Origin of the sequence: Gottschalkia acidurici 9a, from assembly GCF_000299355.1 — a bacterium.
Lineage (GTDB): Bacteria > Bacillota > Clostridia > Tissierellales > Gottschalkiaceae > Gottschalkia > Gottschalkia acidurici.
The window spans coordinates 1,676,825-1,702,533 of record NC_018664.1 but is presented as its reverse complement, the minus strand read 5'-3'; the positions used below and the strand labels follow the sequence as shown (position 1 = coordinate 1,702,533).

The window sequence follows — 25,709 nt, the reverse complement described above, 5'->3', positions numbered from 1 at the left end:
TTGACAACTAAAGAGATTTAATATAAAATAACTACTGTCAAGCAGAAAGCTTTACAAAAAAAAGATGGTGATTATATGTTTGAGAAAGTTTTTGAAATGGGAATGCTATTTGATTTCTATGGAAAACTACTGAGTGATACACAGTATACAGTAGTGGAACTTTACTATATACATGATTTATCTTTAAGTGAAATAGCAGAGGACTTGAAAATAAGTAGACAAGGAGTACATGATGCTCTTAAAAGGGCAGAGAATAATTTATACTCTTTTGAAGAAAAATTAGGATTAGTAAAAAAATTCGAAAATAATAAAACAAAAACAAGAGATATACTTAAATATATAGATGAAATAAGTAAAAAAGCAATAGAGTTAAATGACTGTACAATAGATGAAAATATTGAAAATATAAGAAGAACTGTACTAGGTATACTAGAAACTAGCTAGGAGGGTTAGCTATGGTTTTTGAGAGTTTAGCTGAAAAGCTACAGAATGCTTTGGGAAAACTTAAGAGTAAAGGCAAGCTTTCTGACAAAGATGTAGATATGGCTATGAGAGAGGTTAGACTAGCACTACTAGAGGCAGATGTAAATTTTAGGGTAGTTAAAAAATTTATAAGCTCTGTTAAAGAGCGATCTGTAGGACATGAAGTTATGGAAAGTCTTACGCCTGGTCAACAAGTAATTAAGATAGTTAATGAAGAATTAAAAAGTCTTATGGGTGAAACTGAAAGTAAAATAAATTTCGCTTCAAGTCCTCCAACGGTTATAATGATGTGTGGATTGCAAGGAGCGGGAAAAACTACTACTTCTGGTAAGTTAGGTGGACTTCTTAAAGGAAAAGGTAAAAGACCACTTTTAGTAGCATGTGACATATATAGGCCAGCGGCTATCAAACAGCTAGAGGTTGTAGGAAGTAAATTAGATATTCCGGTATTTAGCATGGGTGATAAAGAGAACCCTGTAAATATAGCAAAAGCAGCAATAGAGCATGGAAAGAAAAATGGAAATGATTTAATAATAGTTGATACTGCAGGTAGACTTCACATAGATGAAGAGCTTATGGATGAACTGCAAAATATTAAAGCGGAGGTAAATCCTAACGAAATACTTTTAGTAGTAGATTCTATGACAGGACAAGATGCTGTTACGGTAGCAGAAACGTTTAATGAGACACTGGATATAACTGGTGTAGTTCTTACTAAATTAGACGGAGATGCTAGAGGTGGGGCTGCGTTATCTATAAGAGCTGTTACAGAAAAGCCTATAAAATTTATAGGTATGGGTGAGAAACTTGATGATTTAGAAACGTTCCATCCCGATAGGATGGCATCAAGAATATTAGGTATGGGAGATGTTTTGAGTTTAATTGAGAAAGCTCAGGCGAACTTCGATACTGAGAAGGCCTTAGAACTTGAAAAGAAACTAAGAAATCAAGAATTTACATTTGAAGATTTTTTAGATCAATTACAACAAGTTAAGAACTTAGGGCCTATGAATGAATTGTTAGGAATGTTACCTGGAGTTAACTCTAAACAACTTAAGGGACTAAATGTAGATGAAAAGGACTTTAAGCGTTTAGAAGCAATTATACAGTCTATGACTAAAGAGGAAAGAATAAATCCAACTGTTATAGATGGAAGTAGAAGAAAAAGAATTGCTCAAGGTAGTGGAACTAATATTCAAGATGTAAATAAGTTGTTGAAACAATTTAAAGAAACAAGAAAAATGATAAAGAAATTTTCTGAAATGGAGAAAACTATGAAAAAGAAAGGAAGGTTTAGTCTTCCATTCTTTAAATAAATTAATACTTAATAATTTAAGGAGGTGAAAACATGGCAGTAAAGATCAGATTAACAAGAAGAGGATCAAAGAAAAAACCTTTCTACAGAGTAGTTGTAGCAGACTCTCGTTCACCAAGAGATGGTAGAATAATAGAAGAGATAGGTCACTATAATCCTATATCAGAACCAAAAGAAATCAGCATATGTGATGAAAAAGCAGTTAAATGGTTATCTAATGGTGCAAAGCCAACTGATACAGTTGCAAAATTATTCAAAGAAAATGGGATTTTAGATAAATTTGAAGAATCTAAAAAGCTTAAGTTTATCTTAGGGGGTGAAATAATTGGGTGAGTTAGTTAAAACGCTTGCTAAAGCGCTTGTTGATAACCCAGACCAAGTTCGAGTAAATGAGATAGAAGGAACACAATCGATCATTATAGAATTAAAGGTAGCCTCAGAGGATATGGGAAAAGTAATTGGAAAGCAAGGAAGAATAGCTAAAGCTATAAGAACACTAGTTAAAGCTGCAGCTATAAAAGAGAATAAGAGAGTAGTCGTTGAGATTATTCAATAAAAAGGGATTAGTATATCTAATCCCTTTTTGGCTATATTAAAATAAAAATTGGTAGGTGTATTTTATGGAATATATACAAATAGGTAAGATTATAAATACACACGGAATAAAAGGTGATGTAAAGGTATTACCATTAACAGATGATATAAAAAGATTTGATAGTTTAAAAAAAATATTTGTTGGAAAAGATAAAATAGAGTTAGAAATATCTAAAGTTTGGTATAATAAGCAAAATCCTATGCTACATTTTAAGGGATATGACAATATAAATGATGTTGAAAAGTTTAAAAATAGTGATATTTGGATTGATGAAAAAGACAAAATAAAACTGCCTAAAGATTCTTATTTTATACATGACATTATAGGTTTAGAAGTATATTTAAATGATGATTCGTATTTAGGTAAGATAAAGGAAGTTCTTCAACCTGGAGCTAATGACGTATATGTAGTAGAAAATGAAGACAAACAATACTTGATACCTGCTATAAAGGATGTTATAAAAGAAGTAAATATGCAGGATAAAAAAATAATAATTGAACCTATAAAAGGATTGTTAGAGTAATGAAAATAGATGTTTTAACACTTTTTCCAGAAATGTTTGAAGTCATGAATACTAGCATAATAGGAAGAGCTATAGAAGATAATCTTATATCTGTTAATTACACAAATATAAGAGACTTTTCTGAGGATAAGCATAGAAGAGTAGATGATTATTCTTATGGTGGTGGACCAGGTATGGTAATGAAGCCTGAACCAATATATAGAGCTATAATGAATGTGAAAAAAGAAAATAGTAGAATAATATATTTGAGTCCAAAAGGCAAGGTGTATGACCAAAATCTTGCTAATGAATTATCTAAAGAAGAACATTTGGTTTTACTTTGTGGACATTATGAGGGAATCGATCAAAGAATAATAGAAAACTGTATTACCGAGGAAATATCTATAGGGGACTACGTACTAACAGGTGGGGAATTAGCATCGATGGTAATAATAGATTCCGTAGCTAGACTAATACCTGGAGTGTTGGCTGGAGAAGATTCCTTTACTGAGGAATCTCATTACAACGGATTATTGGAGTACCCACAATACACTAGACCCCAAAATTTTAACGATCTAGAAGTGCCAGAGGTACTTTTATCAGGAAACCATAAGAAAATTGATGAATGGAGAAAATATCACTCACTAAAAGATACTTATCTAAAAAGACCTGATTTATTAAAGAATATAGAATTAACTAAACAGGAAAAGCTTATGTTAGAAGATATAATAAAGGAATTAGGTACAATAAAATAAAAAATCAGTTGTCTTATAGGAATATATATGATACAATTTAATCTGGTAAAACGGGCGGTCCTCTGTCAAGTTACAAGAACGTCTATGAATAAGGAGGAGTATAAATGGATATAATTAAATTAATTCAAGAGGAACAAATTAAAGAAATTCCAGCATTTAATACTGGAGATACAGTTCAAGTACACTACAGAATCAAAGAGGGAACTAGAGAAAGAATTCAAGTATTTGAAGGTACTGTTCTTAAAAAGCAAGGTGGAGGAATTGGATCTACATTCACTGTAAGAAGACTTTCATATGGAGTTGGAGTTGAAAGAACATTCCCAATACACTCACCTAAAATTGAAAAACTTGTAGTTACAAGAAAAGGTAAAGTAAGAAGAGCTAAACTTAACTACTTAAGAGATAGAGTAGGAAAATCTGCTAAAGTTAAAGAAAAATTATATTAATTAATAATGGGACTGTATTATCAGTCCCATTATTTGTTTATATAGTTTATAATATAAAGAAATGAGGAAATGATTAAAATGAATATAAATTGGTATCCAGGGCATATGAAGAAAACAAAAGAACTGCTACAAGCAAATCTAAAGCTAGTAGATATAGTTATAGAGCTTTTAGATGCTAGAATACCTATAAGTAGTAAAAACCCTATGATAGATGAAATAATAAGTAATAAGCCTAGGTTAGTTATAATGAATAAAAGTGATCTAAGTAGTGAAAAAGGAAACAAACTTTGGAAAGAATATTTTGAGTCAAAAAACATTCCTGTAGTATTTATAACCGCAACAAATAATAATGGAATAGATAAAGTTACAAATGAAGTTCAAAAAGTACTTAAGGACAAAATGCAGAAAAGAAAAGAAAAAGGAATAAAAAGTACTAGTGTAAGAGCCATGATAGTAGGAATACCTAACGTAGGAAAGTCTACACTAATAAATTCATTGGCAGGAAGAAAAGGTGCTAAGACGGGTAATAGACCAGGTATAACTACATCTAAGCAATGGATAAAATTAAAAGGTGATATAGAACTTCTAGATACACCAGGAATACTTTGGCCTAAATTTGAAGATAAAAGGGTTGCATTAAATCTTGCATTTACAGGAGCTATAAAAGATGAAATATTGGATACAGAAACACTTGCTTTAAAACTTGTTGAGAAACTATGTGCAATAGATACAAGTTTAATTGAAGGAAGATATGATGTACAAGTGAATGATAGTACTCCTTTAGAAGTTATGGAAGAGATTGCAGAAAAAAGAGGATGCATAATAAAAGGTGGAGAGATAGACTATACAAGAGTTAGTGGAATATTACTAGATGAATTTAGAAGAGGCATAATGGGAAAAGTAACATTAGACTTTCCAGAGTAAGAAAGAACCTTCCTTAAACGGGAAGGTTTATTTATGTTATAATATACACAGAAAAACCACATGCAAATGATTGACTATTTAATAATAGAAGAGAATGATTTTTTACTTAGATAAAAGGAAGTGTAAATATGATACAAATTGAAAAAAAACTCTGGAATGAAGGATACAAATATATAGCTTGTATAGATGAAGTGGGAAGAGGATGTTTATTAGGAGATGTAGTAGCATGTGCTATTATAATGCCTATAGATGAACTTATAGAAGGAATAAAAGATTCTAAAAAAATATCACAAAAGAAAAGAGAAAAACTGTACGATAGTATAATAGATAGATCATTAGGAGTAGGTATTGGAAGAGTAGATGCAAAAACTATAGACGAAATAAATATAAAGAAAGCTACACTATTAGCAATGAAAAAAGCAATAGGTAATATAAAAGATAAAGACGGAAATAAAATAGAACCAGACTATTTATTAATAGATGCAGAAAAGCTAGATGTAGACATCCCTCAAGAAAATATTATAAAAGGAGACGAAAAGTGTTATGGAATAGCTTCAGCTTCTATAATAGCTAAAGTATATAGGGACAGATTATGTGGTGAATGGGATAAAGACTATCCAGAGTATGGAATAGAAAAGCATAAAGGATATGGAACTAAACAGCATAGAGAAATGATACTAACCTGTGGTATAACTCCTATTCATAGAAAAACTTTTTTAACTAAAATACTATCACAGAAATAATAAGAATGTAGGTGATAATATGAGAATAGATATTCAACCTTCTGGAAATTTAACTAAAAGTGATTTGAAAAAGTTAGATAAATTAAAGCAAGGTGATGTAATAAAAGGAACTATAATAGAGGTAAATGGAAATATAGCTAAAATTGATCTTGGAAATGGAGAAATTGCTTACGGTAAATTAGAAATTCCACTAAGCTTACTTAAGGATAAAAGTTTAAAGTTTGTTATAAAAGATATAAAAGAAAATCTTCTAATATTAAATCCAGTATATGAAGATATTGATTTTAATAAAGAATTTGTATTAAAAAATAAAGATTTAATATTAGATAGGATTTTAAATTTAAATAACTTAGTTAAAAATGAAAAAAATTTAAATATTTTAAAAGAGATGATAGCATTTAGAATGCCATTAAGTGGTGAGAACATAGAATCTATAGCTAAACATATTGATAAGCTACTTTCAATCTTAAACTTACAAGAAGATGAAACAATTCAAATATTGTCTACAATAAAAGAACCCCTTAGTGAAGATATAAGCAAGCTTGTAAAGATAAAAGGTGAAACAGAATCGTTAAGAGGAAGTAATAATGGTGAAGTTGTTTTTAAAGAAAATATAAATAACAATACCCAGTTAGAAAAAAAGATTTGTCAGATATGAAGGTTCCAATTGAAACTGGATCTAAGGATGCCAAAACTCTAGTAAATACTCAAGCTGGAAGCGAAAAAATACAGTCAGCAAATCAAAGTGAAGAAATAAATATCATGAAAAATGTTAAGCCAGAAGTTGCAGTTAATATATCTAAAGTATTAATAGATAATAATACAGAGCTACATGAAAAAAATAATGAATTTATAAAATTTGAAGAAGTAGTAAAACATATTACAGAAGAAAAGAGTGAAGTTAGATTTAAGGATATAACTGAAAGTGTTAAAGATATACTTAAAAATGTGTTTTCTGAAAATAATATATCTAAAAACAATACAACTGAAAGTATAATACAAAAAATAGTTTTCTTGACTAAATCAGGAATAGATATAAGTATAAATAACTTAGATAAGCTTACAAGGTTGATAGAAAAAGGAGAAACTCTTAATAATCAACTAGAGGAAGTAGTTAAAATAGCTGCAAAAGATGGAATAATAGATGAAAAAACTAAGGAAGATATTTTAAGCAAAACTAAAAATTTAAACATAAAGTTTGATAATAATGATGCTATAAGAATAAAAGACTATTATAGAGAATTAAGTGATACCATGGAAAAACTTTTAGCTAATATTTCATCCAAAGAAAAAGTAAGTGAGGAATTAAATTTAAAAGCTAGAAGTTTAAATGATAATATAGATTTTATTAATAAAATAAATGATAAATCAACTATGATGCTTATTCCATTTAACTTAAATAATAGGGAAATACAGAACAATCTATACATACTCAGTAAAAGAAAAGTAGCTAAAAAAGTCTGATAACATAAAAGTGTATATATCCTTAAATACTACAAATCTTGAAAATGTTAAAATACTGTGTGATTTCATGTACGATAGGCTTAGTGTAAACTTTAAGGTGAAAAAAGAATATTTAAATCTCTTTGAAGAAAATATAAATGATTTAAAAGAAAGTTTACAATCTAAAGGATATGAGAATGTATTTATATATATTAATAAGCATGAGGAAGAAAATATTCTAAACTTGATATCTTATGAGAATAGTATTAACTATATGCTTAATGTTAAGGTGTGATTGATGTGAAAGAAAAAATAAAAGAAAAGTTGCAGTTGCACTAAAATATGATAAAGATTTAGATGAAGCTCCAAAAGTTATTGCTAAGGGCTTTGGTGAGGTTGCAGAAAACATAATAGAAAAAGGAAAAGAAGAAGGTATTAAATCACTAGAGAATGAATCATTGGCTAATGAATTAGTTAACTTAGAAATAAATGATGAAATTCCAGAGGAACTATATACTGCAGTTGCAGAAATATTAAGTCATGTATATAGGTTAGACCAAGAAAAGAAATATAAAGATAGTTATCTTATTTAGTTTTGGATAAAAACTTAAAGTATAGATTAACATAAAAAATATAAAAATTTAAAGAGCATAGTTATAAAAATTGAAAAGGGAATAAAGGTAATTCAAAATTGTGTAATGTAAAAAATAAAGTAAATAAAATACAGATTAAATTTAATAGAAATATTTTTATATAAAAATAATAAAATTAATCATATATATGATGATTTTAACTTTAATTAATTATATAATGTTATATTGTATTGATCATTACATTATAAAGAATGAGAGGATGAAAACTAATGAGTAAAAACCCTATAGTTACAATTGAAATGGAAAATGGAAATAAAATAAAAGCTGAGCTTTATCCAGAAATAGCTCCAAATACAGTTAAGAATTTTATATCACTAATAAATAAAGGATTTTACGATGGTCTAATATTTCATAGAGTAATTCCAGGATTCATGATTCAAGGAGGATGTTCAGAAGGTAATGGAACTGGAGGACCAGGATATTCAATAAAAGGTGAATTTAGTGATAATGGCTTTAAGAATGATCTTAAACATGAAAAGGGAGTATTATCAATGGCAAGAACTATGATACCCGATTCTGCAGGTTCACAGTTTTTTATAATGACCGAAACTTCACCTCATTTAGATAGACAATATGCTGCATTCGGAAAAGTTATAGAGGGAATAGAAGAAGTAGATAGAATAGTAAGTGTTGAAAGAGACTATAGTGATAAACCATTCGAAAATCAAGTAATGAAAAAAGTAACAGTAGATACATTTGGTCAAGAGTATGAAGAACCAGAAAGAGCATAATTAAAAGTAATCATAAAAATAGAGGAAGTGACTCCTCTATTTTTATTTTTTGTTTTCTTCGACCCATTCCTTAGCTTCTTCCACATTTTCTAAACTAGGAACAGGAACCTTAGCTTCAGTTTCTTGTTTTTCAATTTCAGCCCACGCTGCAGTTTCGTGACTTTCAATTTGAGAATTATTCTTTTTTCTATTTACATAATTACATGTATTATTTTTAACATTATCTTTAGTCATTAGAACCACTCCTTTTTTGTATTATTCCCATAAAATTAGATTTAAATCATGTAAAATTATTTTATTCATTTTAGGGTGTGAAATTATTTTACAGAAAAAGAAAATATTTAAAGGTATATAGAGTGAAATATAGAATAATAAAGTTAACTAAAATATATAAAATTGACAATATAAAGTCTTTATCATAGAATAAATGCAAATTATAATAAAAACATAAAATTAGTAGCTGAAATTAAGATTAGATTTTATAAAGGCTATACAAATAAAAGAACATATACAAAGTGAATGTTTTAGTGATTAATAGTAGAATCTTAGAATGCTTCTATGAAAAAGCTTAAAAATATATAAAAAAATTGCTGGCTCAAATTTTTTATATCTGAAATAATCATCAGATTTATACTATTAAAATTTAAAACAGATAGAAAGCTATAAAACAAACATATATAATAACGGTAAAAAGTCTTAAATAAGTCGCATCTTTCCTAAATAGTGAAGTAAAGATTGATGTCTATGAGACTAATATAGAAAATATGTTTGGTATAAAAAAGGAAGCTAGTGAAGAATTTTATATATTAAAAGCAAAAAATGTGTAAAAGAACTATGAATATGTCTGATTAATGGTATAATAACGTTTTAATAATAAGATATTTGTTTTATAAAAAACTATAAGTACTAAGAGAATATTTAAATATATAATATATATGAAGTATTGAAAATTAAATGGTTTTATAAACGAAAAGTTTTTTAGATATTCTATCATACTATATAATCAGTATGACGAACTAGTAAGTGCTGAAATCATATTAAGATAATGAAAGACTTCTCTTGCATACAAGAATATTACTTCTAGACAAATTTCCCTAAGTAGCTAAAAATTAATAGAAGTTTTAACATAACCTATCAAAGATATATTAATAGCAGCTTATATTAAATATCATTATTACTTTATATTATTATAATCGAGACTGATTATAAATGTGGTTTTTAGATGATTTTTTAGAAATAAGATTTAAATTAAGAGGTGTATATATAAATAATATATAAACTTGATAAAACTTAGTCCTTCAAAAAAATAAAAATATGAAAAATAAAGTTTAAATTACTAAATCAGAGTTATATAGAAATGATGATGTAATGAATTTAGTGATATACAGTATAGAAGTTATAGTAGAGGACATTGGTAAATTAATTATATTAAAAGGCAGGTATTGAAATGAATAATAAAGATACTTTAATATGGCTTAATAACTTAAGAGGTGTTACCAATAAATCTATAAGTAAGTTGGAAAAATACTATGATAATATAGGTGATGTATGGCTATCCTCTGATGAGGAAATATTGAGTATAACAGGAATATCCGATAAAGTAAAGCAACAAATAATAAATTATAAAGATAAGTCATATTTTGAAAGTATAATGGAAAATATAGAGAAGAAGAACGTAGAAGTAGTAACAATATTAGACGAAAAATTTCCAGAAAAATTAAAATATATTTACGATTGCCCAAAAGTCCTGTATACTAAAGGAGATTTATTGAAGGAAGAAGAAAAAACAATAGCAATAGTTGGCGCAAGAAAGGCAACACTTTATGGTAAATGGGTAACAGAAAAATTATCTAGTGAATTATTAGACTTAGGTATAACTTTGGTAAGCGGAATGGCTAGTGGGGTAGATACAGAAGCCCATATATCAGCAATTCGAAAAGATAAAAGAAACATTGCAATATTAGGATGTGGCGTAGATGTGGTATATCCTAAGGCTAATAGAAATATATATGAAAAAATCATAGAAAACGGATGTGTTATTTCTGAATTTCCACTTGGAACAGAACCATTAAGATATAATTTTCCTCAAAGAAATAGAATAATAAGTGGGCTATCTTTAGGTGTAGTGGTTATAGAAGCGAGTGAAAAGAGCGGATCATTGATTACGGCTCATCATGCTATAGAACAAGGAAAAGAGGTGTTTGCAGTTCCTGGAAACATTAATAGTATATATAGTAAAGGTACTAATAAACTAATAAAAGATGGTGCAAAAATGGTGCTAGATGTAGAGGACATAATAGAAGAGATAAGAGAGCTTAAAAATATAAAAATCTTGAGCAGTAAAGACAAGTTTAAATATAATTTTTTAAGCAATGATGAAAGAAAGATTATATCATATATCGAAGAAGATCCAATGCACATAGAACTGATATGCCACAAAGTTAATATGGATGTATCTAGTGTGAGTAGTATACTTACTATATTAGAGATGAAAGGGATTGTAAAAAGATTACCTAATCAACTTTTTGCAATAATATAAAAGTTAAAATAGATATTTTCGGAGGTAGATAATGTGACAAAAGCTTTAGTTATAGTTGAATCTCCAGCAAAGGCAAAGACTATAGAAAAATTCTTAGGAAAAAACTACAAAGTAAAAGCCTCTGTAGGACATATTAGAGATTTACCTAAAAGTAAATTAGGTATTGATATAGATGAAAAGTTTGAACCTCAGTATATTACTATAAGAGGAAAAGGCCCAGTTATAAAAGAACTTAAAAATGAGGCTAAGAAGGCAGATAAAATATTTTTAGCAACTGACCCTGATAGAGAAGGAGAAGCTATATCTTGGCATTTAGCTAATATATTAAATATGGATCAGGATAAAGAAATAAGAATAGAATTTAATGAGATAACTAAAACAGCTATAAAAAATGCAATAAAAAAACCTAGGAAGCTAGATAAAGACTTAATAGATGCACAACAAGCAAGAAGAGTTTTAGATAGACTGGTAGGATATAAAATAAGTCCTTTACTTTGGAAAAAAGTAAGAAAAGGTCTTAGTGCAGGAAGAGTTCAATCAGTAGCGACTAAACTAATATGTGATAGAGAAAAAGAAATAGAGGAGTTTATACCAAAAGAATACTGGAGTATAGATACAGTGTTTACTAAACAAAGAAAAATACAAAGCATCTTTTTATGGAAAAAAGATAATGGCAAAGAAGAGAAAATGGAACTTAATAACGAGGAAGAAGTTAAAGAAATATTAGATGATATTAAAGATGAGAAGTTTATAATTGAAGAAGTAAAAAAAGGTAAAAGAACAAGAAATCCATATCATCCATATACAACTAGTAATTTACAACAAGATGCATCTAGAAGAATTGGCTTTTCTACAAAGAAAACTATGATAGTAGCTCAGCAATTGTATGAAGGTATAAGTATAAAGGGAGAGGGAAGTGTAGGACTTATATCTTATATTAGAACAGATTCAACTAGGGTTTCAGAGGAAGCTAGATTAAATACAAAAGAATTTATAAAAGATGAATACGGTGAAAATTACTTAGGTAAAGGAAACTTAAAGACTAAAAATAAAAAAGAAGCGCAAGATGCACATGAGGCTATAAGACCTACTTCGGTTTTAAGAACTCCAGAGTCTATAAAAGACTCATTAAAACCAGAACAGTACAAACTATATAAACTTATATGGGAGAGGTTTGTAGCTAGTCAAATGAGTCCAGCTCAATATGAAACTCTGACAATAAAGATAAAGTGTGGTGAATATATTTTTAGGGCATCAGGATCAAAAATAATATTTGATGGATTTTTAAAAGTATATAATATAACTGATGAAAGCAAAGACACACTTTTGCCAGATTTAAAAGAAGGCGAAGAATGTAAGTTATCAGAGTTAGTACCAGAACAGCATTTTACACAACCACCACCAAGATACACAGAGGCATCCCTAGTAAAAACATTAGAGGAAATGGGTATAGGAAGACCAAGTACTTATGCTCCTACTATATCAACTATATTGGCTAGAGGGTATGTTAACTTAGAAAATAAAAGCTTTAGACCTACTGAATTGGGTGAAATAGTTACTGATATTCTTAAAGAGTTTTTCAAAGATATAGTTAATGAAGAATTTACAGCAGATATGGAAGAAAAACTAGATAGAATTGAAGAAGGCGAGTTGCAATGGAAAAGCGTAATTGAAAAATTTTATGATGACTTTAAAAAGGAACTAGATGTTGCAGAAAATGAAATGAGTAAAATAGAAATTAAAGAAGAAGTCACAGATATAGAATGTGAAAAATGTGGACGATTTATGGTAGTTAAGTTTGGAAGATATGGTAAATTCTTAGCTTGTCCAGGATATCCTGATTGTAAAAATGCAAAGCCTATAGTAAAAGATTTAGGTATAGATTGTCCTAAATGTGATGGACAAGTGATCGAAAGAAAATCTAAAAAAGGTAGAAAATTTTATGGATGTAGCAATTATCCAGAGTGCGATTTTGTTTCATGGGATAAGCCAATGAAAGAAAGTTGTCCAAAATGTAAAGGTATTCTCACTGAAAAAGGAACTAAAAAAGGTACATTAGTAAAATGTATAAATAAAGATTGTGACTTTAAGAGAGAAGAGAATATATAATAATAGAATTAAAAAGAATTATCTTGATACAAGAGTAATATATATTAGTATGGAATAAAATTAAAGATGAGTGATGTAATAGATAAAATCACTCATCTTTTATAATTTATATTACATAACTATTAGAAACAAAGGAGTGAAATAAATGCTAAAAGGAACAACTATCATAGCAGTAAAGAAAGGTGAAAAGATAGCTATAGCAGGTGATGGACAGGTTACAATGGGTGATAAGACAGTAATGAAGCATACAGCAAAAAAAGTTAGGAAACTATATGATGGAAAAGTTATAATAGGCTTTGCAGGTACTGTGTCTGATGCATTGACTTTGGCAGATAAACTTGAAGAAAAATTAGAACAGTTTGGTGGAAACTTAAGACGTGCAGCTGTAGAACTTGCAAGAGATTGGAGAAGAGATAGAGTGATGTCAAAATTAGAGGCTATGCTTATTGCTGCAAATAAAGAAGAGCTTCTAGTTGTATCTGGAACAGGAGAGGTAATAGAACCAGATGACGGAATAGTAGCAATAGGTTCAGGTGGAAGTTACGCACTAGCTGCAGGTAAGGCTTTATTAAATCACTCTAACTTAGATATAAAAGACGTAGCTAAAGAATCTTTACTGATAGCATCTTCAATATGTGTATATACTAATAGCAATATATCTATAGAAGAACTATAAAGGAGTGTATTAAAATGAAAGAATTGACACCTAAAGAAATAGTGACTCAGCTAGATAAATACATAATAGGGCAAAATGGAGCTAAAAAGTCAGTAGCAGTAGCGCTAAGAAATAGATATAGAAGAAGTCTTTTAGATGATGAATTTAAGGAAGAAGTAAAGCCTAAAAATATACTTATGGTAGGACCAACAGGAGTTGGTAAAACGGAAATAGCAAGAAGACTTGCAAAACTAGTAAAAGCACCGTTTATAAAAGTAGAAGCTACTAAGTTTACAGAAGTAGGCTATGTTGGTAGAGATGTTGATTCTATGATAAGAGATTTGCTGGAAACTTCTATAAGAATGGTTAAGTCTGAAAAGGTAGAAAAAGTATATAGTAGAGCGAAAGAATTAGCTGATGAGAAAATTATAAAAATACTAGCTCCTAATTCATCATCCAAAGATCAGAGTGTAAATCCTTTAGAAACACTATTTGGTGGTAGCTTTAATGGTGAGTCTAAAGTAGATGATGCAGATATAGAGAGCATAGTTGAAGAAAGAAAAAGAATTGCTGCAAAGCTTAGAAATAAAGAGTTAGAAGATCAACTTATAGAAATTGAAGTTGAAGAGAATAACAATTCTACTATAGAAATGTTAAGTGGAACAGGATTGGATGAGTTGAATATTAATTTTAACGATTTATTTGGGGGACTTATACCTGGAAAAGTAAAAAAAAGAAAGGTAACTATAAAAGAAGCTAGACGAATAATATCTGAGCAAGAAGCACAAAAGCTCATAGATATTGATGATGTAGTAAATTTAGGTATAAAAAGAGCCGAGGAGCATGGAATAATATTCATAGATGAGATAGATAAAGTAGCAATAAAAGGACATGGATCGGGTCCAGATGTATCTAGAGAAGGAGTACAAAGGGACATATTACCTATAATAGAAGGTAGCACTGTTATGACTAAATATGGTCCAGTTAGAACGGATCATATATTGTTTATTGGAGCAGGAGCTTTTCATGTTGCAAAAGTTACGGATCTTATACCTGAGATTCAAGGAAGATTTCCTATAAGAGTAAACTTAGAAAACTTAACAGAGGAGAACTTCAAAGAGATATTGATAAAACCACAAAACGCAATTATAAAGCAATATCAACTATTATTAAAAACTGAGGGAATAAATATTGAATTTAGTGAAAAGGCTATTGAAGAAATAGCTAGAATTGCATTTATTTTAAATGAAGAAACTGAAAATATAGGAGCAAGAAGACTTCATACTCTTTTGGAGAAGCTACTAGAGGATATATCTTTCCACGCTCCAGATATAGATGAGAAAAACATAGAAATAGATGATGGGTATGTAAAAGAAAAAATTCAAAAAAGTTCAAATATAACGGATGTATCAAAATACATAATATAGGAATGTATCATAAAATTAATTCAAATGAAAAAATACTGGTTCGGGGTGAAAAAAAAACCAGTATTTTTATTGCTTTTTATAATCATGCACTATATTATATATAGTGTGTGATTATAAAAAATAAAAAAAATAAAAAAAATAAAGGAATATGAGAAAAAATGTAGAAAATATAATATTCAGAATCAAATTGAAGCAAATTAAAGCAAAAAAAGCAAAATATAATGAAAAAATGAAAAAAATTTCGAAAAATTAAGTAGAAAAACGTTTACACAAATAATAAGGGGGTATATACAGTTAATATTATGAATTAAAAATGTAAAATGGGAGTGTAAAAAAATGTTGAGTAAATTATATGGGAATATGGATGTTTTAAAGACTGCCTTAGATGGATCCTCTTTAAGATATGAAGCTATAAGCAATAACCTTGCTAATGTCAATACACCGAACTATAAAAGAACAACGGTAGAATTTGAAAATGAGTTACAAAAAGTTATTTCAGGTGAAAATACAAAGCTAACTTTAGCTAAAACACATAATAAACATATGGGAAAAGGAAAACTCAGTATAGAAAATTTTGAACCAACTGTGACTAAACTTAAAAACATATCGACAAGAAAAGACAAGAACAATGTCAATCCAGACATAGAAATGATAGATATGGCTAAAACAATAATAAAATATAATGCATTAACAGATCAAATTAGCAGAAAGTTTAACGGTATTCAAAATGTTATAAGTGAGGGAGGAAAATAATATGGGTATGTTCAGTTCACTAAATATAAGTGGAACAGCTTTAACTGCAGAAAGAACTAGAATGGATGTAATAACTAAAAATATTGCAAATGCAAATACTACAAGAACAAGTAGTGGAAAGCCTTATAGGAGACAGATGCCACTATTTAGAGAAATTGAAGGACAATCCTTCTCTGCACTCCTAAATAAAGAAAATGAAAAATTGAATGATAAGAAGGGGGTAAAGATAACAGCAATAGTTGAGGATAGAAGTCCATTTAAGAAAGTATATAATCCTGGCCATCCTGATTCAGACAAAGATGGATATGTTCTTATGCCAAATGTAGACATAGTAACAGAAATGGTAGATATGATATCAGCTTCTAGAGCATATGAGGCTAATATGACTGCAATAAATTCAGCGAAATCTATGGCAATGAAAGCGCTAGAAATAGGACGTTAGGGGGGTGAAATATGAATATAAATAACATAGGAAGCATAGATAATATACTTAATAATCTTGAAAGTCAAAAATCGACAGAAGAAAAAAAGGAAAATACATACTTATTTGAAAACTACTTAAGAGATTCACTGCAAAAAACAAATAACTTACAGTTAGAAGCTGAAAGACAGAGCAATTTATTAGCAACAGGTCAGGTAGAAAACATACATGATGTAACTATAGCATCAGCTAAAGCAAAAATATCTTTAGATCTTACAATGGCGGTTAGAAATAAAGTCGTAGAAGCATATAAAGAAATAATGAGAATGCAAGTATAAAATATAGACGTGATAGAAGATGAGGTGATTCAGTGGGGGAGATAATTGGACGAGTTAGGAATCAGCTGAACGACTTTTGGCAAGGTCTTGATAAAAATAAGAAAATAAAACTTGGAATAGGCGTACTAGTAATTATAATAGTAGCTGGAATTATTCTTTATACGACTAGAACAAAGTATGAGCCTATATTTGATGACTTAGCTCCAAAAGATGCTGGTGAAGTTACTAAAAAATTAGATGAAAAGGGAATTCCATGGAAAGAAGGAAAGAATGAAGGAACCATATTAGTACCAGAAGAAATGAAGTCAAAAGCTAAAATGGAGTTAGCTATGGAAGGAATGCCAAAAGAAGGATATACTTTTACAGATGCATTTGCAGACATAGACTGGACAACCACAGAATATGACAAGAAACAAAAAATGAAATTTGCGTTGGAAGAAACGTTATCAACAGACTTAGCGAAAATAGACGGAGTAGAAAGTGCTAAAGTATATCTTAATATTCCAGAAGATACAGGATATGTTTTACAAGAAAAGAAAAGCCCTACAGCTTCAGTACTTTTAACTTTAAAAAATGGATCTATAAATAAAAATAAAGTTGAAGGTATACAGTATTTAGTCGCCCATGCTATAGGTGGAGAAATGACACCAGAAGATGTGTCTGTAGTAGACAATAACGGAAAACTACTTACTAAGAGTGAAGATCAAAATCTTTATGAAGCAAATGATCAACTGGGACTACAAAAGATGAAGGAAGACGCACTTAATAAAAGTATAAAAGAATTTTTAGAGACTCCTCTTGGAAAGGGGAATGTTGAAGTAAGAACAAGTATAAAGTTAAACTTTGACTCAGAAATCACAAATGTAAAAGAATATGCACCTCCAGTAGAAGGGTCGGAAGAAGGAATAGTAAGAAGTTTGGAAGAAATGTCAGAAAAGAATGAAAACTCATCGAGTGGACAAGTACCTGGAACTGAACCTAATACTGAAGATGAAATAGTTGATTACGCACAGGTGGATCAACAAAGTAGCAATAATAGTGAAAAAAATGGTAGAACAGTGAACTATGAAATAAATGAAACAAATAAGCAAATAAAAAAGGGAATAGGGCAGACTGATGCAATTACAGTAGCAGTAATAATCGATGAGAATGCTATTGGAGGAAGTCTAACAGAAGAAAGAAAAAAAGAAATAACGAGCTTAATATCTTCTGCAACAGGAACTGATACGGTTAAAGTAGAGATAAGTACAATGGCATTTAACAAAGGAGAAGTCGAAGCTGATGAAGCAGTTGAAGAGAGTACAACACCAATGTGGACTTGGATGTTAATCGGTGCGGCATTAGCAGCAGGAGTTGTTGGTGGAACAGTAGTATATAGAAGAAATAAATTAGCATCTGAAGAAGCATTAGATGATGAGTCAACACTATCACAACTAGATGAAATGATAGAAAATGCAGCTAGTGATCTAGAAGACTTAGACTTTGAACAAGAGAAGTCCGTTATGAAAGATCAAATATCAAAGTTTGTTGAGAAAAAACCAGAAATTGTGGTTCAGTTACTAAGAACTTGGATGAATGAAGAATAGGAGGTGAAACCATGTCTAAACGGGATAAAGAATCAAAATTAACGGGAAAAGAGAAGGTAGCAATACTATTAATTACGCTAGGATCTCAAAAGTCTGCCGAAATATTTAAACATTTAAGTGATGAAGAAATAGAGGAATTAACACTTGAAATAGCAAATATGAGAATGGTTTCTCCGGAAGAAAAGGAAAGTATCTTGGAAGAGTTTTATGAAATTTGCTTAGCACAGGAGTACATATCTGAAGGTGGAATAAACTACGCAAAAGATATACTTGAGAAAGCATTAGGTTCAGATAAAGCGGTGGATATAATAAGCAAGCTTACAGCATCATTACAGGTAAGACCATTTGAGTTTGCTAGAAAAGTTGATCCTAATCAACTCTTAAATTATATGCAAAATGAGCATCCACAAACTATAGCTCTTATACTTTCATACTTAAGTCCGGCCCAATCGGGACAAGTATTGGCAAAGCTTCCTATGGACAAGCAGGCGGAAGTTACAAGAAGAATAGCAACTATGGATAGAACATCACCAGATGTAATAAAAGAGGTGGAAAGAGTTATAGAAGCTAAATTCTCAACAATGGTGTCTCAGGACTATACTAAAGTTGGTGGAGTAGATGCAATAGTGGACATATTAAATGCTGTTGATAGAGGAACTGAGAAGCATATAATGGAAGAACTTGAAATACAGGATACAGAGCTTAGTGAAGAAATTAGAAAGAGAATGTTTGTATTTGAAGATATTGTCAATCTGGATCCTAGATCTATACAAAGATTTATTAGGGAAATTGATAATAGTCAATGGGCCATTGCTCTTAAAAGTGCCAGTGAAGACGTTAAGGGAGTTATCTTTGGAAATATGTCTAAGCGTTTAGTAGAGATGATAAAGGAAGATATGGAGTTTATGGGGCCAGTTAGACTTAAAGACATAGAAGAAGCTCAGCAAAATATAGTTAATACAATTAGAAAATTAGAAGAGTCAGGAGAAATTATAACTCCAAGGGGAGGAGATGAGATGATTGTCTAGTGTCATAAAATCCTCTCAAGTTAAATTAACAGTAAATAATATAGTAGAAGATAAGTTGTGCAAACAAAAGCAGTCAATAGAGCAAAAAAAAGAATTTTTAAATAAGACTAAGCACGAGTATGAGAAAATAATAAATACAGCAAAGCAACAAGCGGATGATATATTAAGTAAAGCGATACATGAAGCTAGTGAGAGTAAAGTTTCAATAATAGAGTTAGCAAAGAAAGAAGCAGAGAATATCAAAGAAGAAAAAAAGAAAGAAGGGCATGATGAAGGATATAAGGGAGGGTATGACGCAGGTTTCCATGAAGGAAGCTCTAAAGGATATGAAGAGGGATTTAGTCAGGGAAGAAGTGAATCTGAAAAGTTAATAGAAGAGGCTAATAAGATAAAAAGGGAATATCTACAGGAACGTGAGAGAACATTAGAGTCTATTGAGAAAGATGTAATAAATTTAGTTCTTCATACTTGTGAGAAAATATTAAATCAAAATTTAATCGAAAATGAAGAAACTATAGTAAATTTAGTTTTGAAAGGTATAGCAAGCTTGGACAATAAGGATAGTGTTACAGTAAGAGTCTCTAAAGAAGACTTTGAAAAGGTGCAAGGGTCTAAAGAGAATATACTTTCAAAAGCAAGTTTAATAGAAAGCCTAGATGTAAAAGTGGATTCTAATTTACAAAAGGGAGAATGTGTGGTGGAATCTTCCAAAGGAAGTGTAGAGGTAAGTATAAGTACTCAAATAGATAAAATGAAGGAAATGATAGAAGAACTGCTAGATAGTGAGTGATAATATGGTAAATATAAATATGAAAAAGTATATAGAACTAGTTAAAGATAGTGAATTCATTAAATACAGTGGAAAAATTACTAAAGTCACTGGATTAACTATTGAATCTGAGGGTCCACTTTCAAGCATAGGTGAACTTTGTTATATATATCCATTTAATGAACAAGAACCTATATTAGCAGAGGTGGTTGGGTTTAAAGAAGATAAAATACTTTTAATGCCATTTGGAGAAATGGAAGGAATAAGACCTGGGAGTACCGTAGTAGCTAGCGGACATTCTTTGAGAGTAAATGTTGGGGATCAGCTAATAGGTAGAGTTATAGACGGATTAGGAAATCCTATGGATGGAAAAGGATCAATAAAAACAGAAAAACATTACTCTGTATCTAATTCTCCACCAAATCCGTTAGAGCGTAAGACAATAAGAGAAGTACTTCCTTTAGGGGTAAAAGCAATAGATGGCCTTCTAACTTGTGGAAAAGGACAAAGGATAGGTATATTTGCAGGTAGTGGTGTCGGAAAAAGTACACTTATGGGAATGATAGCAAGAAATGCAGAAGCGGATATAAATGTTATAGGACTTATAGGTGAGAGGGGAAGAGAAGTTAGAGAGTTTATAGAAAATGACTTGAAAGAAGAAGGATTGAAAAAGTCTGTACTAGTTATAGCTACATCAGATCAGCCAGCATTAGTTAGAATGAAAGCTGCTATGTTAACTACTGCTATAGCAGAATACTTTAGAGATAAAGGAAAAAATGTAATTATGCTAATGGATTCATTAACCAGGTTTGCAATGGCTCAAAGAGAAATAGGATTGGCTATAGGAGAACCACCTGTAACTAGAGGATATACGCCTTCTGTGTTTGCAGTATTCCCGAAGCTTTTAGAAAGATCAGGCGCTTCATCAAAGGGAACGATAACAGGTCTTTATACGGTACTTGTAGATGGAGATGATATGAATGAGCCTATAACAGATACTGTAAGAGGTATACTAGATGGGCATATAGTTTTAAGTAGAAAACTAGCAAGTCAAAATCACTATCCTGCAATAGATGTACTTCAAAGTATAAGTAGGGTTATGAGCAATATATGTGATGAAGAACAGATATCCACAGCCAATAAAGTGAAGGATCTAATGGCAACATATAAAGAGTCAGAGGATCTTATAAATATAGGTGCATATAAAAAAGGAACTAGTAAAAAAATAGATCAATCTATAGACTCTATAGATAGTATAAATAATTTTTTAAAGCAAAATGTTCTAGAAAAATATAACTTTGATGAAACAACTAGTATGTTAAAATCTCTTGTAGAACAGGAGTAGTGTTATGTCAAAATTTAATTTTAGATTACAAAAGATATTAGATCATAGAGAAACTGTAGAAAATGTAAACAAGGGTAAATACGGCACTGCTAAAAGGATGTTAGAACAAGAGCTAGAGAAATTAGAGAATATAGAAGAGATGAAAAACTTTTTAAATAAAGAAAAAGAAAATATAGTAGAGAAAACAACTACTATAGAAAGTTTAAAAATATATAATTCTTGCCTAACAGATATTGCAGAAAAAATAAAAGTACAAAATAAAAAAATAGAAGAAGCAGAGCATGTAGTAGAGAAAACAAGATATGAGTTAATAGAATCAACTAAAGAAAAAAAATAATGGAGAAATTAAAAGTAAGAGATTATCATGAGTATATTTATGAACAAAAAAAAGAGGAAGAAAAAATTAATGATCAATTTGTAAGTTACAGTAGTTCTACTAATATAACGGGGGATTAAAATGCCTATTAACGATGAAATAAATGAAAAAGAAGAGGTAAGGAAAAAAGGGTCTGCAAAGAAGACGCTATTAATTATTTTCGTGGTGATTCCACTATCCATAATGACGCTTTTATACTTAGTTAGTGATAGCTTTAAAGAAAGTGCTAATAAGATACTACGGAAGATACCAGTAGTTAAAAGTGTAATAGGAAGTTATCCAACTAAAGCGGAGCTAGTAGATAGAGAACTCTCTATCGCAAAATACTACATAGAAGAATTAGATAAAAAAAGTGCTGCAGATAAACTATATATTGTAAAAAAAGAAGATGAAAAATTATATAATACATTAGTTAAGCGTATGAATAAACTATCATCTAAAAAAACGGAAGAAATATTAAAAGAAGTAAGAAATTTAGAGCTTAGAAAAGATCTGTTATCTAATCTATATGAAGAAGTAGAAAGTGATAAAACTTTGCAAATTAGAGAGTTAACATCTAAGTTAGAGGGTATGAAAACTAGAGTAGCTGTAGAAGAAATAAATCGTGGAGATATAGTAACAGAAGAAGAATTTATTGAAGCATTATCTTATATGAATGATTCTGCGGCGGTGAATATACTTTACTACCTTGATGGAGGCTCGAGAAGCAATATTCTATTCAAGTTATCGAGTGAAAATATGAGTAGAAAAAATCAGCTACAGAACCTACTAAATGAAAAAAGAGCTGAAGAAGAAGAACTGAATTTTATGGGACAAAAATTAGCACAAGTATATTCTGTAAAAGATCCTAAGGATTCTATAAAAGAAATAGGAAATACAGACAAATATTCTATAAAGGCATTATCAAGAATATATATGAACTTAAGTCCACAAAAATCAGCTGAAGTATTGGTAAATTCTAAAGATCCAGAGTTTATAGAGGAGCTTTTCTCTACTATAAAAGAGGAGGAAGAATTGGTTGGAGTACAAGAATCGTCTGTAGTGGAGATTAGTAGCATAATGACTTTTCTTAAAGAATATAACAAAAAAGTAGATGATCTAGTGGTAGTTTATGATAAAATGGCTCCTTCAGAAGCTGCAAGGGCTATAGAAAAACTCCTAGAAAATAAACAGGAGATAACTGTATTTACTATAAAAGAGCATCCAGGATATAAGCTATCAGATTATAAAGTAGCTGTTGAAATTATGAAGAGGCTTAAAAAGCCTAAATTAGCAAAAATATTTAGTAATTTAACTCCAGAAAAAACAGCACAAATTACGAAAATATTAGCTATAGAATAATTGAAAGGGGGTGAATAAGATGATGATACAAAACTTTATGTTTCAAGGAATGAATAATATAGGAAATAAGGCATCAAAAAGTGTAAGGACTGAATCTAAAGGATCTAGTAATGACTTTAATAAAGTTTTAGATATGAAAAATAAAGAAGCATACATGCAGTCAAAAAACAATGCTGAAAATAAAATTCAAAAAGATAGTAATCATGTAACAAGAAATTATGAGGTTCAATCTAACACACGAAAAATCAATGTAAAAGAAGATGGAAAAAATACTAAGGAGTCATTGAAAGAAAGTGATGATGCTAAAAGTAAAAAAGAACAAGTAATAGATGAACTAGTTCAAAGTATAAGTAATATACTAGCTATATTTCAAGACATAAGTGATTTGAACCTTGAGAATATGGAGAACTTGAACTTAGAAATGTCTGTTGAAGATTTAGAGAAACTAAAAATAGCACTAGAAAGCATAATTAATAGTCTTGAATTAAAAGAAAATAATGTACCAATGCAAGAGATAGCAAAAGATATAAATAATATGATAATTTCCGCACAAGAAAAAGGAAACATAGAAATTGATGCTGAAAAATTCTTACTAGATTTAAAGAAAATTATAGGTTTAGTAGAAACTGAAGGCAGTGGTGGACAATACTCATTAAAAAGTGAAGAGATGCTTGAAAATTTGAAAAAACTAATAAATATTGATGAAGAGTCTAAACCTATTGATCAAACTAAAGATAATACAATAGTTCAGAAAGATGATTCTAGTGCTGAGTCAAGAAAAACTGATGTAAAAATAACAGTATCAAATGACAAAGGAAATGAATTAGAAAATGATTTTAGAGTTGGGTCTGAAAACATTGTTCTAGAAGATTCTTTGGATATAAGCATAAATCAAGATAAAGTTAATATTGAAAAAGTAGTTTCAAATGAACTAACTAATATGCAAAATAACTTACAGCTAAATAATCAACAAGATGTAAGTATAGATAAAAACACCTTAAATCTGCAGCAGTATTTAGATATAGATAAAGCTGACTTGATAAAGCAAGTAACAAGTAAAGTAAAGGCAGATTATGATAATGAAATTAATGAAATCAAAATAAAATTAAGCCCTGAGCATCTTGGAAATTTGACTATAAAAGTTACTCTAGAAAGAGGAATAGTAACAGCCAGAGCTTTAGTTGAGAACTTAAATGTGAAGCAGATGCTAGAGTCAAATGTAAGTGAGTTAAAAGATAGTCTAAAAGAACAAGGTATAAATTTCGAAAGTATAGATGTTTCAGTAGGACAAGACTCAGAATATGATCAAGGAAACTCACAAGCTTTTGCAGAAAGTAAAAAGATCAAAGTACCTAAAATTAACATAGATAATTCAAATTCTATGAATCTATATGAAGATATAGAAGAAAACCTGCAAAATCAGAATGCTTCAGTCGGAGAAGGAAGTGTAGATATTACAATATAAGGGGGTAGAAATATGCCTGTAAATAATGTTAGTAACGATTATAAACCACTAGATTATAATATAGCGGATCAAGAGAAAAAAGCACAAGAAAAAGATAATGCTTCAAGAGTGCCAAATGATTACCTGGGAAAAGATGCTTTTTTACAGTTAATGATAGCACAACTTAGATATCAAAATCCATTAGAGCCAATGGATAATAAAGACTCTATAGCACAAATGGCACAATTTAGTGCATTAGAGCAAATGCAAAATTTAAATACAAATATGCAAATGCTAGGATTAGGAATAGAGTATACAATGTATGAATTGTCAGAGCAACTTGCAAGCAGCCAAAAAGAAGTTATAGAAGGATTAAGTGCAATCAAAAAAGCAATAGAAGCTTACGGTGGAAGTCCTAGTCAAGATAAAGGTGAAGAGGATACTACCATACCAGATAAAAGCGAAGAGGATATTACCGTACCAGATAAATCTGATGATAAAACAGAAACTGCATAATAAATATAAAAATGTGATAAATAAGATATGGAGTGAAGAACATGAAAAACATAAACTTATATAGGATAAATAGTGGTTCATTAACTCAAAACTATATAAAAAACAACTCCATTCAAAACAAAAATAGCAATACTAATAAAAATAACTTTGAAGAAATGCTAAGTAATATTCAAAGTGAAAATAAAAGTATAAAATTCTCCAAACATGCTAAAGAAAGAATGGATAGCAGAAATATAATTTTAAATGATGAAGACATAGAAAAGATAGAAGGAGCTATAGGAAAAGCTGAGGAAAAAGGAGTAAAAGAAGCACTCATACTTATGGAAAACAAAGCTTTTATAGCAAATATCAAAAATAAGACGATAATAACTACAGTTACACAGGAGCAGTTAAAAGATAATTTATTTACGAATATAGATGGAGCAGTAATAATATAGCTGGACCTTAAGTTAAGGAGGCTAAAGTACATCTG

At 29.8% G+C, this 25,709-nt stretch carries 30 protein-coding genes and 1 pseudogene; 30 read left to right on the top strand and 1 reads right to left on the bottom strand.

Going from position 1 to position 25,709, the window contains the following annotated elements; translation table 11 throughout:
• Positions 1–75 precede the first annotated feature (75 nt).
• The 14 genes and pseudogenes from ylxM (at position 76) to CURI_RS08070 (ending at position 8,590) form a co-directional block, all read left to right on the top strand.
• On the top strand, positions 76–444 hold the full coding sequence (gene ylxM / locus CURI_RS08135) for a YlxM family DNA-binding protein (RefSeq protein WP_014967769.1): 369 nt from the start codon (positions 76–78) through the stop codon (positions 442–444).
• Between the two features lie 11 nt (positions 445–455).
• Positions 456–1,799: a signal recognition particle protein gene (gene ffh, locus CURI_RS08130; RefSeq protein WP_014967768.1), complete on the top strand. Its 1,344-nt coding sequence runs from the start codon at positions 456–458 to the stop codon at positions 1,797–1,799.
• Positions 1,800–1,831: 32 nt separating this feature from the next.
• Positions 1,832–2,131, top strand: coding sequence for a 30S ribosomal protein S16 (gene rpsP, locus CURI_RS08125; RefSeq protein ID WP_014967767.1), 300 nt, complete (start codon positions 1,832–1,834; stop codon positions 2,129–2,131).
• Positions 2,124–2,354, top strand: coding sequence for a KH domain-containing protein (locus tag CURI_RS08120; RefSeq protein ID WP_014967766.1), 231 nt, complete (start codon positions 2,124–2,126; stop codon positions 2,352–2,354). The genes rpsP and CURI_RS08120 overlap by 8 nt, the downstream gene beginning before the upstream one ends.
• Positions 2,355–2,418: 64 nt before the next feature.
• Positions 2,419–2,916: a ribosome maturation factor RimM gene (rimM, locus tag CURI_RS08115; protein WP_014967765.1), complete on the top strand. Its 498-nt coding sequence runs from the start codon at positions 2,419–2,421 to the stop codon at positions 2,914–2,916.
• Entirely contained in the window at positions 2,916–3,650 is a 735-nt protein-coding gene (trmD, locus tag CURI_RS08110) for a tRNA (guanosine(37)-N1)-methyltransferase TrmD (RefSeq protein WP_014967764.1), read from the top strand. The genes rimM and trmD overlap by 1 nt, the downstream gene beginning before the upstream one ends.
• A gap of 104 nt (positions 3,651–3,754) precedes the next feature.
• Entirely contained in the window at positions 3,755–4,096 is a 342-nt protein-coding gene (gene rplS, locus CURI_RS08105; RefSeq protein ID WP_014967763.1) for a 50S ribosomal protein L19, read from the top strand.
• A 78-nt stretch (positions 4,097–4,174) separates the two neighbouring features.
• Positions 4,175–5,020 carry a ribosome biogenesis GTPase YlqF gene (gene ylqF / locus CURI_RS08100; protein ID WP_014967762.1) on the top strand — a complete coding sequence of 282 codons (846 nt, stop codon included), beginning with the start codon at positions 4,175–4,177 and terminating at the stop codon, positions 5,018–5,020.
• Positions 5,021–5,148: 128 nt separating this feature from the next.
• Complete coding sequence (locus tag CURI_RS08095) at positions 5,149–5,763, top strand: ribonuclease HII (protein WP_014967761.1); 615 nt, start codon at positions 5,149–5,151, stop codon at positions 5,761–5,763.
• A gap of 19 nt (positions 5,764–5,782) precedes the next feature.
• Positions 5,783–6,421, top strand: coding sequence for a hypothetical protein (locus CURI_RS08090; RefSeq protein WP_014967760.1), 639 nt, complete (start codon positions 5,783–5,785; stop codon positions 6,419–6,421).
• Positions 6,409–7,227: a hypothetical protein gene (locus tag CURI_RS08085; protein ID WP_144276013.1), complete on the top strand. Its 819-nt coding sequence runs from the start codon at positions 6,409–6,411 to the stop codon at positions 7,225–7,227. Before CURI_RS08090 ends, CURI_RS08085 begins: the two co-directional genes overlap by 13 nt.
• A 10-nt stretch (positions 7,228–7,237) precedes the next feature.
• Positions 7,238–7,501 carry a flagellar hook-length control protein FliK gene (locus CURI_RS08080; protein WP_144276012.1) on the top strand — a complete coding sequence of 88 codons (264 nt, stop codon included), beginning with the start codon at positions 7,238–7,240 and terminating at the stop codon, positions 7,499–7,501.
• A gap of 34 nt (positions 7,502–7,535) precedes the next feature.
• Positions 7,536–7,799: pseudogene (locus tag CURI_RS08075) on the top strand (EscU/YscU/HrcU family type III secretion system export apparatus switch protein); the annotation flags it as partial.
• A gap of 269 nt (positions 7,800–8,068) precedes the next feature.
• The gene (locus CURI_RS08070; protein WP_014967757.1) at positions 8,069–8,590 is read left to right on the top strand and encodes a peptidylprolyl isomerase; all 522 of its coding nucleotides are present in this window, start codon (positions 8,069–8,071) and stop codon (positions 8,588–8,590) included.
• A 42-nt stretch (positions 8,591–8,632) separates the two neighbouring features.
• On the opposite strand, the gene CURI_RS08065 is transcribed toward CURI_RS08070, so the two are convergent.
• Positions 8,633–8,824: a CDIF630_02480 family spore surface protein gene (locus CURI_RS08065; RefSeq protein WP_014967756.1), complete on the bottom strand. Its 192-nt coding sequence runs from the start codon at positions 8,822–8,824 to the stop codon at positions 8,633–8,635.
• 1,213 nt (positions 8,825–10,037) lie between these two features.
• Here CURI_RS08065 and dprA point away from each other — a divergent pair.
• The 16 genes from dprA (at position 10,038) to CURI_RS07985 (ending at position 25,674) form a co-directional block, all read left to right on the top strand.
• Complete coding sequence (gene dprA / locus CURI_RS08060; protein ID WP_014967755.1) at positions 10,038–11,129, top strand: DNA-processing protein DprA; 1,092 nt, start codon at positions 10,038–10,040, stop codon at positions 11,127–11,129.
• A gap of 33 nt (positions 11,130–11,162) precedes the next feature.
• Entirely contained in the window at positions 11,163–13,238 is a 2,076-nt protein-coding gene (topA, locus tag CURI_RS08055; protein WP_014967754.1) for a type I DNA topoisomerase, read from the top strand.
• Positions 13,239–13,383: 145 nt separating this feature from the next.
• Entirely contained in the window at positions 13,384–13,914 is a 531-nt protein-coding gene (hslV, locus tag CURI_RS08050) for an ATP-dependent protease subunit HslV (RefSeq protein WP_014967753.1), read from the top strand.
• 14 nt (positions 13,915–13,928) lie between these two features.
• Positions 13,929–15,320 (top strand): ATP-dependent protease ATPase subunit HslU, encoded by a 1,392-nt coding sequence (gene hslU / locus CURI_RS08045; protein ID WP_014967752.1) that lies wholly within the window; start codon positions 13,929–13,931, stop codon positions 15,318–15,320.
• Positions 15,321–15,656: 336 nt separating this feature from the next.
• Complete coding sequence (flgB, locus tag CURI_RS08040; RefSeq protein WP_014967751.1) at positions 15,657–16,073, top strand: flagellar basal body rod protein FlgB; 417 nt, start codon at positions 15,657–15,659, stop codon at positions 16,071–16,073.
• 1 nt (position 16,074) lies between these two features.
• Positions 16,075–16,515, top strand: a complete 441-nt coding sequence (gene flgC / locus CURI_RS08035) for a flagellar basal body rod protein FlgC (protein WP_014967750.1) — start codon at positions 16,075–16,077, stop codon at positions 16,513–16,515.
• Positions 16,516–16,526: 11 nt separating this feature from the next.
• Complete coding sequence (gene fliE / locus CURI_RS08030; RefSeq protein ID WP_014967749.1) at positions 16,527–16,832, top strand: flagellar hook-basal body complex protein FliE; 306 nt, start codon at positions 16,527–16,529, stop codon at positions 16,830–16,832.
• A gap of 32 nt (positions 16,833–16,864) precedes the next feature.
• Positions 16,865–18,418 (top strand): flagellar basal-body MS-ring/collar protein FliF, encoded by a 1,554-nt coding sequence (fliF, locus tag CURI_RS08025; RefSeq protein WP_014967748.1) that lies wholly within the window; start codon positions 16,865–16,867, stop codon positions 18,416–18,418.
• An 11-nt stretch (positions 18,419–18,429) separates the two neighbouring features.
• Positions 18,430–19,446, top strand: a complete 1,017-nt coding sequence (fliG, locus tag CURI_RS08020) for a flagellar motor switch protein FliG (protein WP_014967747.1) — start codon at positions 18,430–18,432, stop codon at positions 19,444–19,446.
• Positions 19,439–20,236 carry a FliH/SctL family protein gene (locus CURI_RS08015; protein WP_014967746.1) on the top strand — a complete coding sequence of 266 codons (798 nt, stop codon included), beginning with the start codon at positions 19,439–19,441 and terminating at the stop codon, positions 20,234–20,236. The genes fliG and CURI_RS08015 overlap by 8 nt, the downstream gene beginning before the upstream one ends.
• Complete coding sequence (fliI, locus tag CURI_RS08010) at positions 20,229–21,560, top strand: flagellar protein export ATPase FliI (protein ID WP_014967745.1); 1,332 nt, start codon at positions 20,229–20,231, stop codon at positions 21,558–21,560. Before CURI_RS08015 ends, fliI begins: the two co-directional genes overlap by 8 nt.
• 4 nt (positions 21,561–21,564) lie before the next feature.
• Complete coding sequence (locus tag CURI_RS08005) at positions 21,565–21,897, top strand: flagellar export protein FliJ (protein WP_014967744.1); 333 nt, start codon at positions 21,565–21,567, stop codon at positions 21,895–21,897.
• A 120-nt stretch (positions 21,898–22,017) separates the two neighbouring features.
• Positions 22,018–23,277 carry a MotE family protein gene (locus CURI_RS08000; protein ID WP_014967743.1) on the top strand — a complete coding sequence of 420 codons (1,260 nt, stop codon included), beginning with the start codon at positions 22,018–22,020 and terminating at the stop codon, positions 23,275–23,277.
• Positions 23,278–23,296: 19 nt separating this feature from the next.
• The gene (locus tag CURI_RS07995) at positions 23,297–24,742 is read left to right on the top strand and encodes a flagellar hook-length control protein FliK (protein ID WP_014967742.1); all 1,446 of its coding nucleotides are present in this window, start codon (positions 23,297–23,299) and stop codon (positions 24,740–24,742) included.
• Positions 24,743–24,754: 12 nt separating this feature from the next.
• A complete protein-coding gene (locus CURI_RS15045) occupies positions 24,755–25,237 on the top strand; it encodes a flagellar hook capping FlgD N-terminal domain-containing protein (protein WP_014967741.1) in 483 nt (160 codons plus the stop codon).
• Positions 25,238–25,278: 41 nt separating this feature from the next.
• Positions 25,279–25,674 carry a TIGR02530 family flagellar biosynthesis protein gene (locus tag CURI_RS07985; protein ID WP_014967740.1) on the top strand — a complete coding sequence of 132 codons (396 nt, stop codon included), beginning with the start codon at positions 25,279–25,281 and terminating at the stop codon, positions 25,672–25,674.
• Positions 25,675–25,709: the final 35 nt, after the last annotated feature.

What these genes read in the sequence shown, in the direction of transcription:
- ylxM (WP_014967769.1), top strand. Translation starts at nt 76, where the DNA reads ATGTTTGAGAAAGTTTTTGAAATGGGAATGCTATTTGATTTCTATGGA.
- ffh (WP_014967768.1), top strand. Translation starts at nt 456, where the DNA reads ATGGTTTTTGAGAGTTTAGCTGAAAAGCTACAGAATGCTTTGGGAAAA.
- rpsP (WP_014967767.1), top strand. Translation starts at nt 1,832, where the DNA reads ATGGCAGTAAAGATCAGATTAACAAGAAGAGGATCAAAGAAAAAACCT.
- rimM (WP_014967765.1), top strand. Translation starts at nt 2,419, where the DNA reads ATGGAATATATACAAATAGGTAAGATTATAAATACACACGGAATAAAA.
- trmD (WP_014967764.1), top strand. Translation starts at nt 2,916, where the DNA reads ATGAAAATAGATGTTTTAACACTTTTTCCAGAAATGTTTGAAGTCATG.
- rplS (WP_014967763.1), top strand. Translation starts at nt 3,755, where the DNA reads ATGGATATAATTAAATTAATTCAAGAGGAACAAATTAAAGAAATTCCA.
- ylqF (WP_014967762.1), top strand. Translation starts at nt 4,175, where the DNA reads ATGAATATAAATTGGTATCCAGGGCATATGAAGAAAACAAAAGAACTG.
- CURI_RS08095 (WP_014967761.1), top strand. Translation starts at nt 5,149, where the DNA reads ATGATACAAATTGAAAAAAAACTCTGGAATGAAGGATACAAATATATA.
- CURI_RS08090 (WP_014967760.1), top strand. Translation starts at nt 5,783, where the DNA reads ATGAGAATAGATATTCAACCTTCTGGAAATTTAACTAAAAGTGATTTG.
- CURI_RS08070 (WP_014967757.1), top strand. Translation starts at nt 8,069, where the DNA reads ATGAGTAAAAACCCTATAGTTACAATTGAAATGGAAAATGGAAATAAA.
- CURI_RS08065 (WP_014967756.1), bottom strand. Translation starts at nt 8,824, where the DNA reads ATGACTAAAGATAATGTTAAAAATAATACATGTAATTATGTAAATAGA.
- dprA (WP_014967755.1), top strand. Translation starts at nt 10,038, where the DNA reads ATGAATAATAAAGATACTTTAATATGGCTTAATAACTTAAGAGGTGTT.
- hslV (WP_014967753.1), top strand. Translation starts at nt 13,384, where the DNA reads ATGCTAAAAGGAACAACTATCATAGCAGTAAAGAAAGGTGAAAAGATA.
- hslU (WP_014967752.1), top strand. Translation starts at nt 13,929, where the DNA reads ATGAAAGAATTGACACCTAAAGAAATAGTGACTCAGCTAGATAAATAC.
- flgB (WP_014967751.1), top strand. Translation starts at nt 15,657, where the DNA reads ATGTTGAGTAAATTATATGGGAATATGGATGTTTTAAAGACTGCCTTA.
- flgC (WP_014967750.1), top strand. Translation starts at nt 16,075, where the DNA reads ATGGGTATGTTCAGTTCACTAAATATAAGTGGAACAGCTTTAACTGCA.
- fliE (WP_014967749.1), top strand. Translation starts at nt 16,527, where the DNA reads ATGAATATAAATAACATAGGAAGCATAGATAATATACTTAATAATCTT.
- fliG (WP_014967747.1), top strand. Translation starts at nt 18,430, where the DNA reads ATGTCTAAACGGGATAAAGAATCAAAATTAACGGGAAAAGAGAAGGTA.
- CURI_RS08005 (WP_014967744.1), top strand. Translation starts at nt 21,565, where the DNA reads ATGTCAAAATTTAATTTTAGATTACAAAAGATATTAGATCATAGAGAA.
- CURI_RS08000 (WP_014967743.1), top strand. Translation starts at nt 22,018, where the DNA reads ATGCCTATTAACGATGAAATAAATGAAAAAGAAGAGGTAAGGAAAAAA.
- CURI_RS07995 (WP_014967742.1), top strand. Translation starts at nt 23,297, where the DNA reads ATGATGATACAAAACTTTATGTTTCAAGGAATGAATAATATAGGAAAT.
- CURI_RS15045 (WP_014967741.1), top strand. Translation starts at nt 24,755, where the DNA reads ATGCCTGTAAATAATGTTAGTAACGATTATAAACCACTAGATTATAAT.
- CURI_RS07985 (WP_014967740.1), top strand. Translation starts at nt 25,279, where the DNA reads ATGAAAAACATAAACTTATATAGGATAAATAGTGGTTCATTAACTCAA.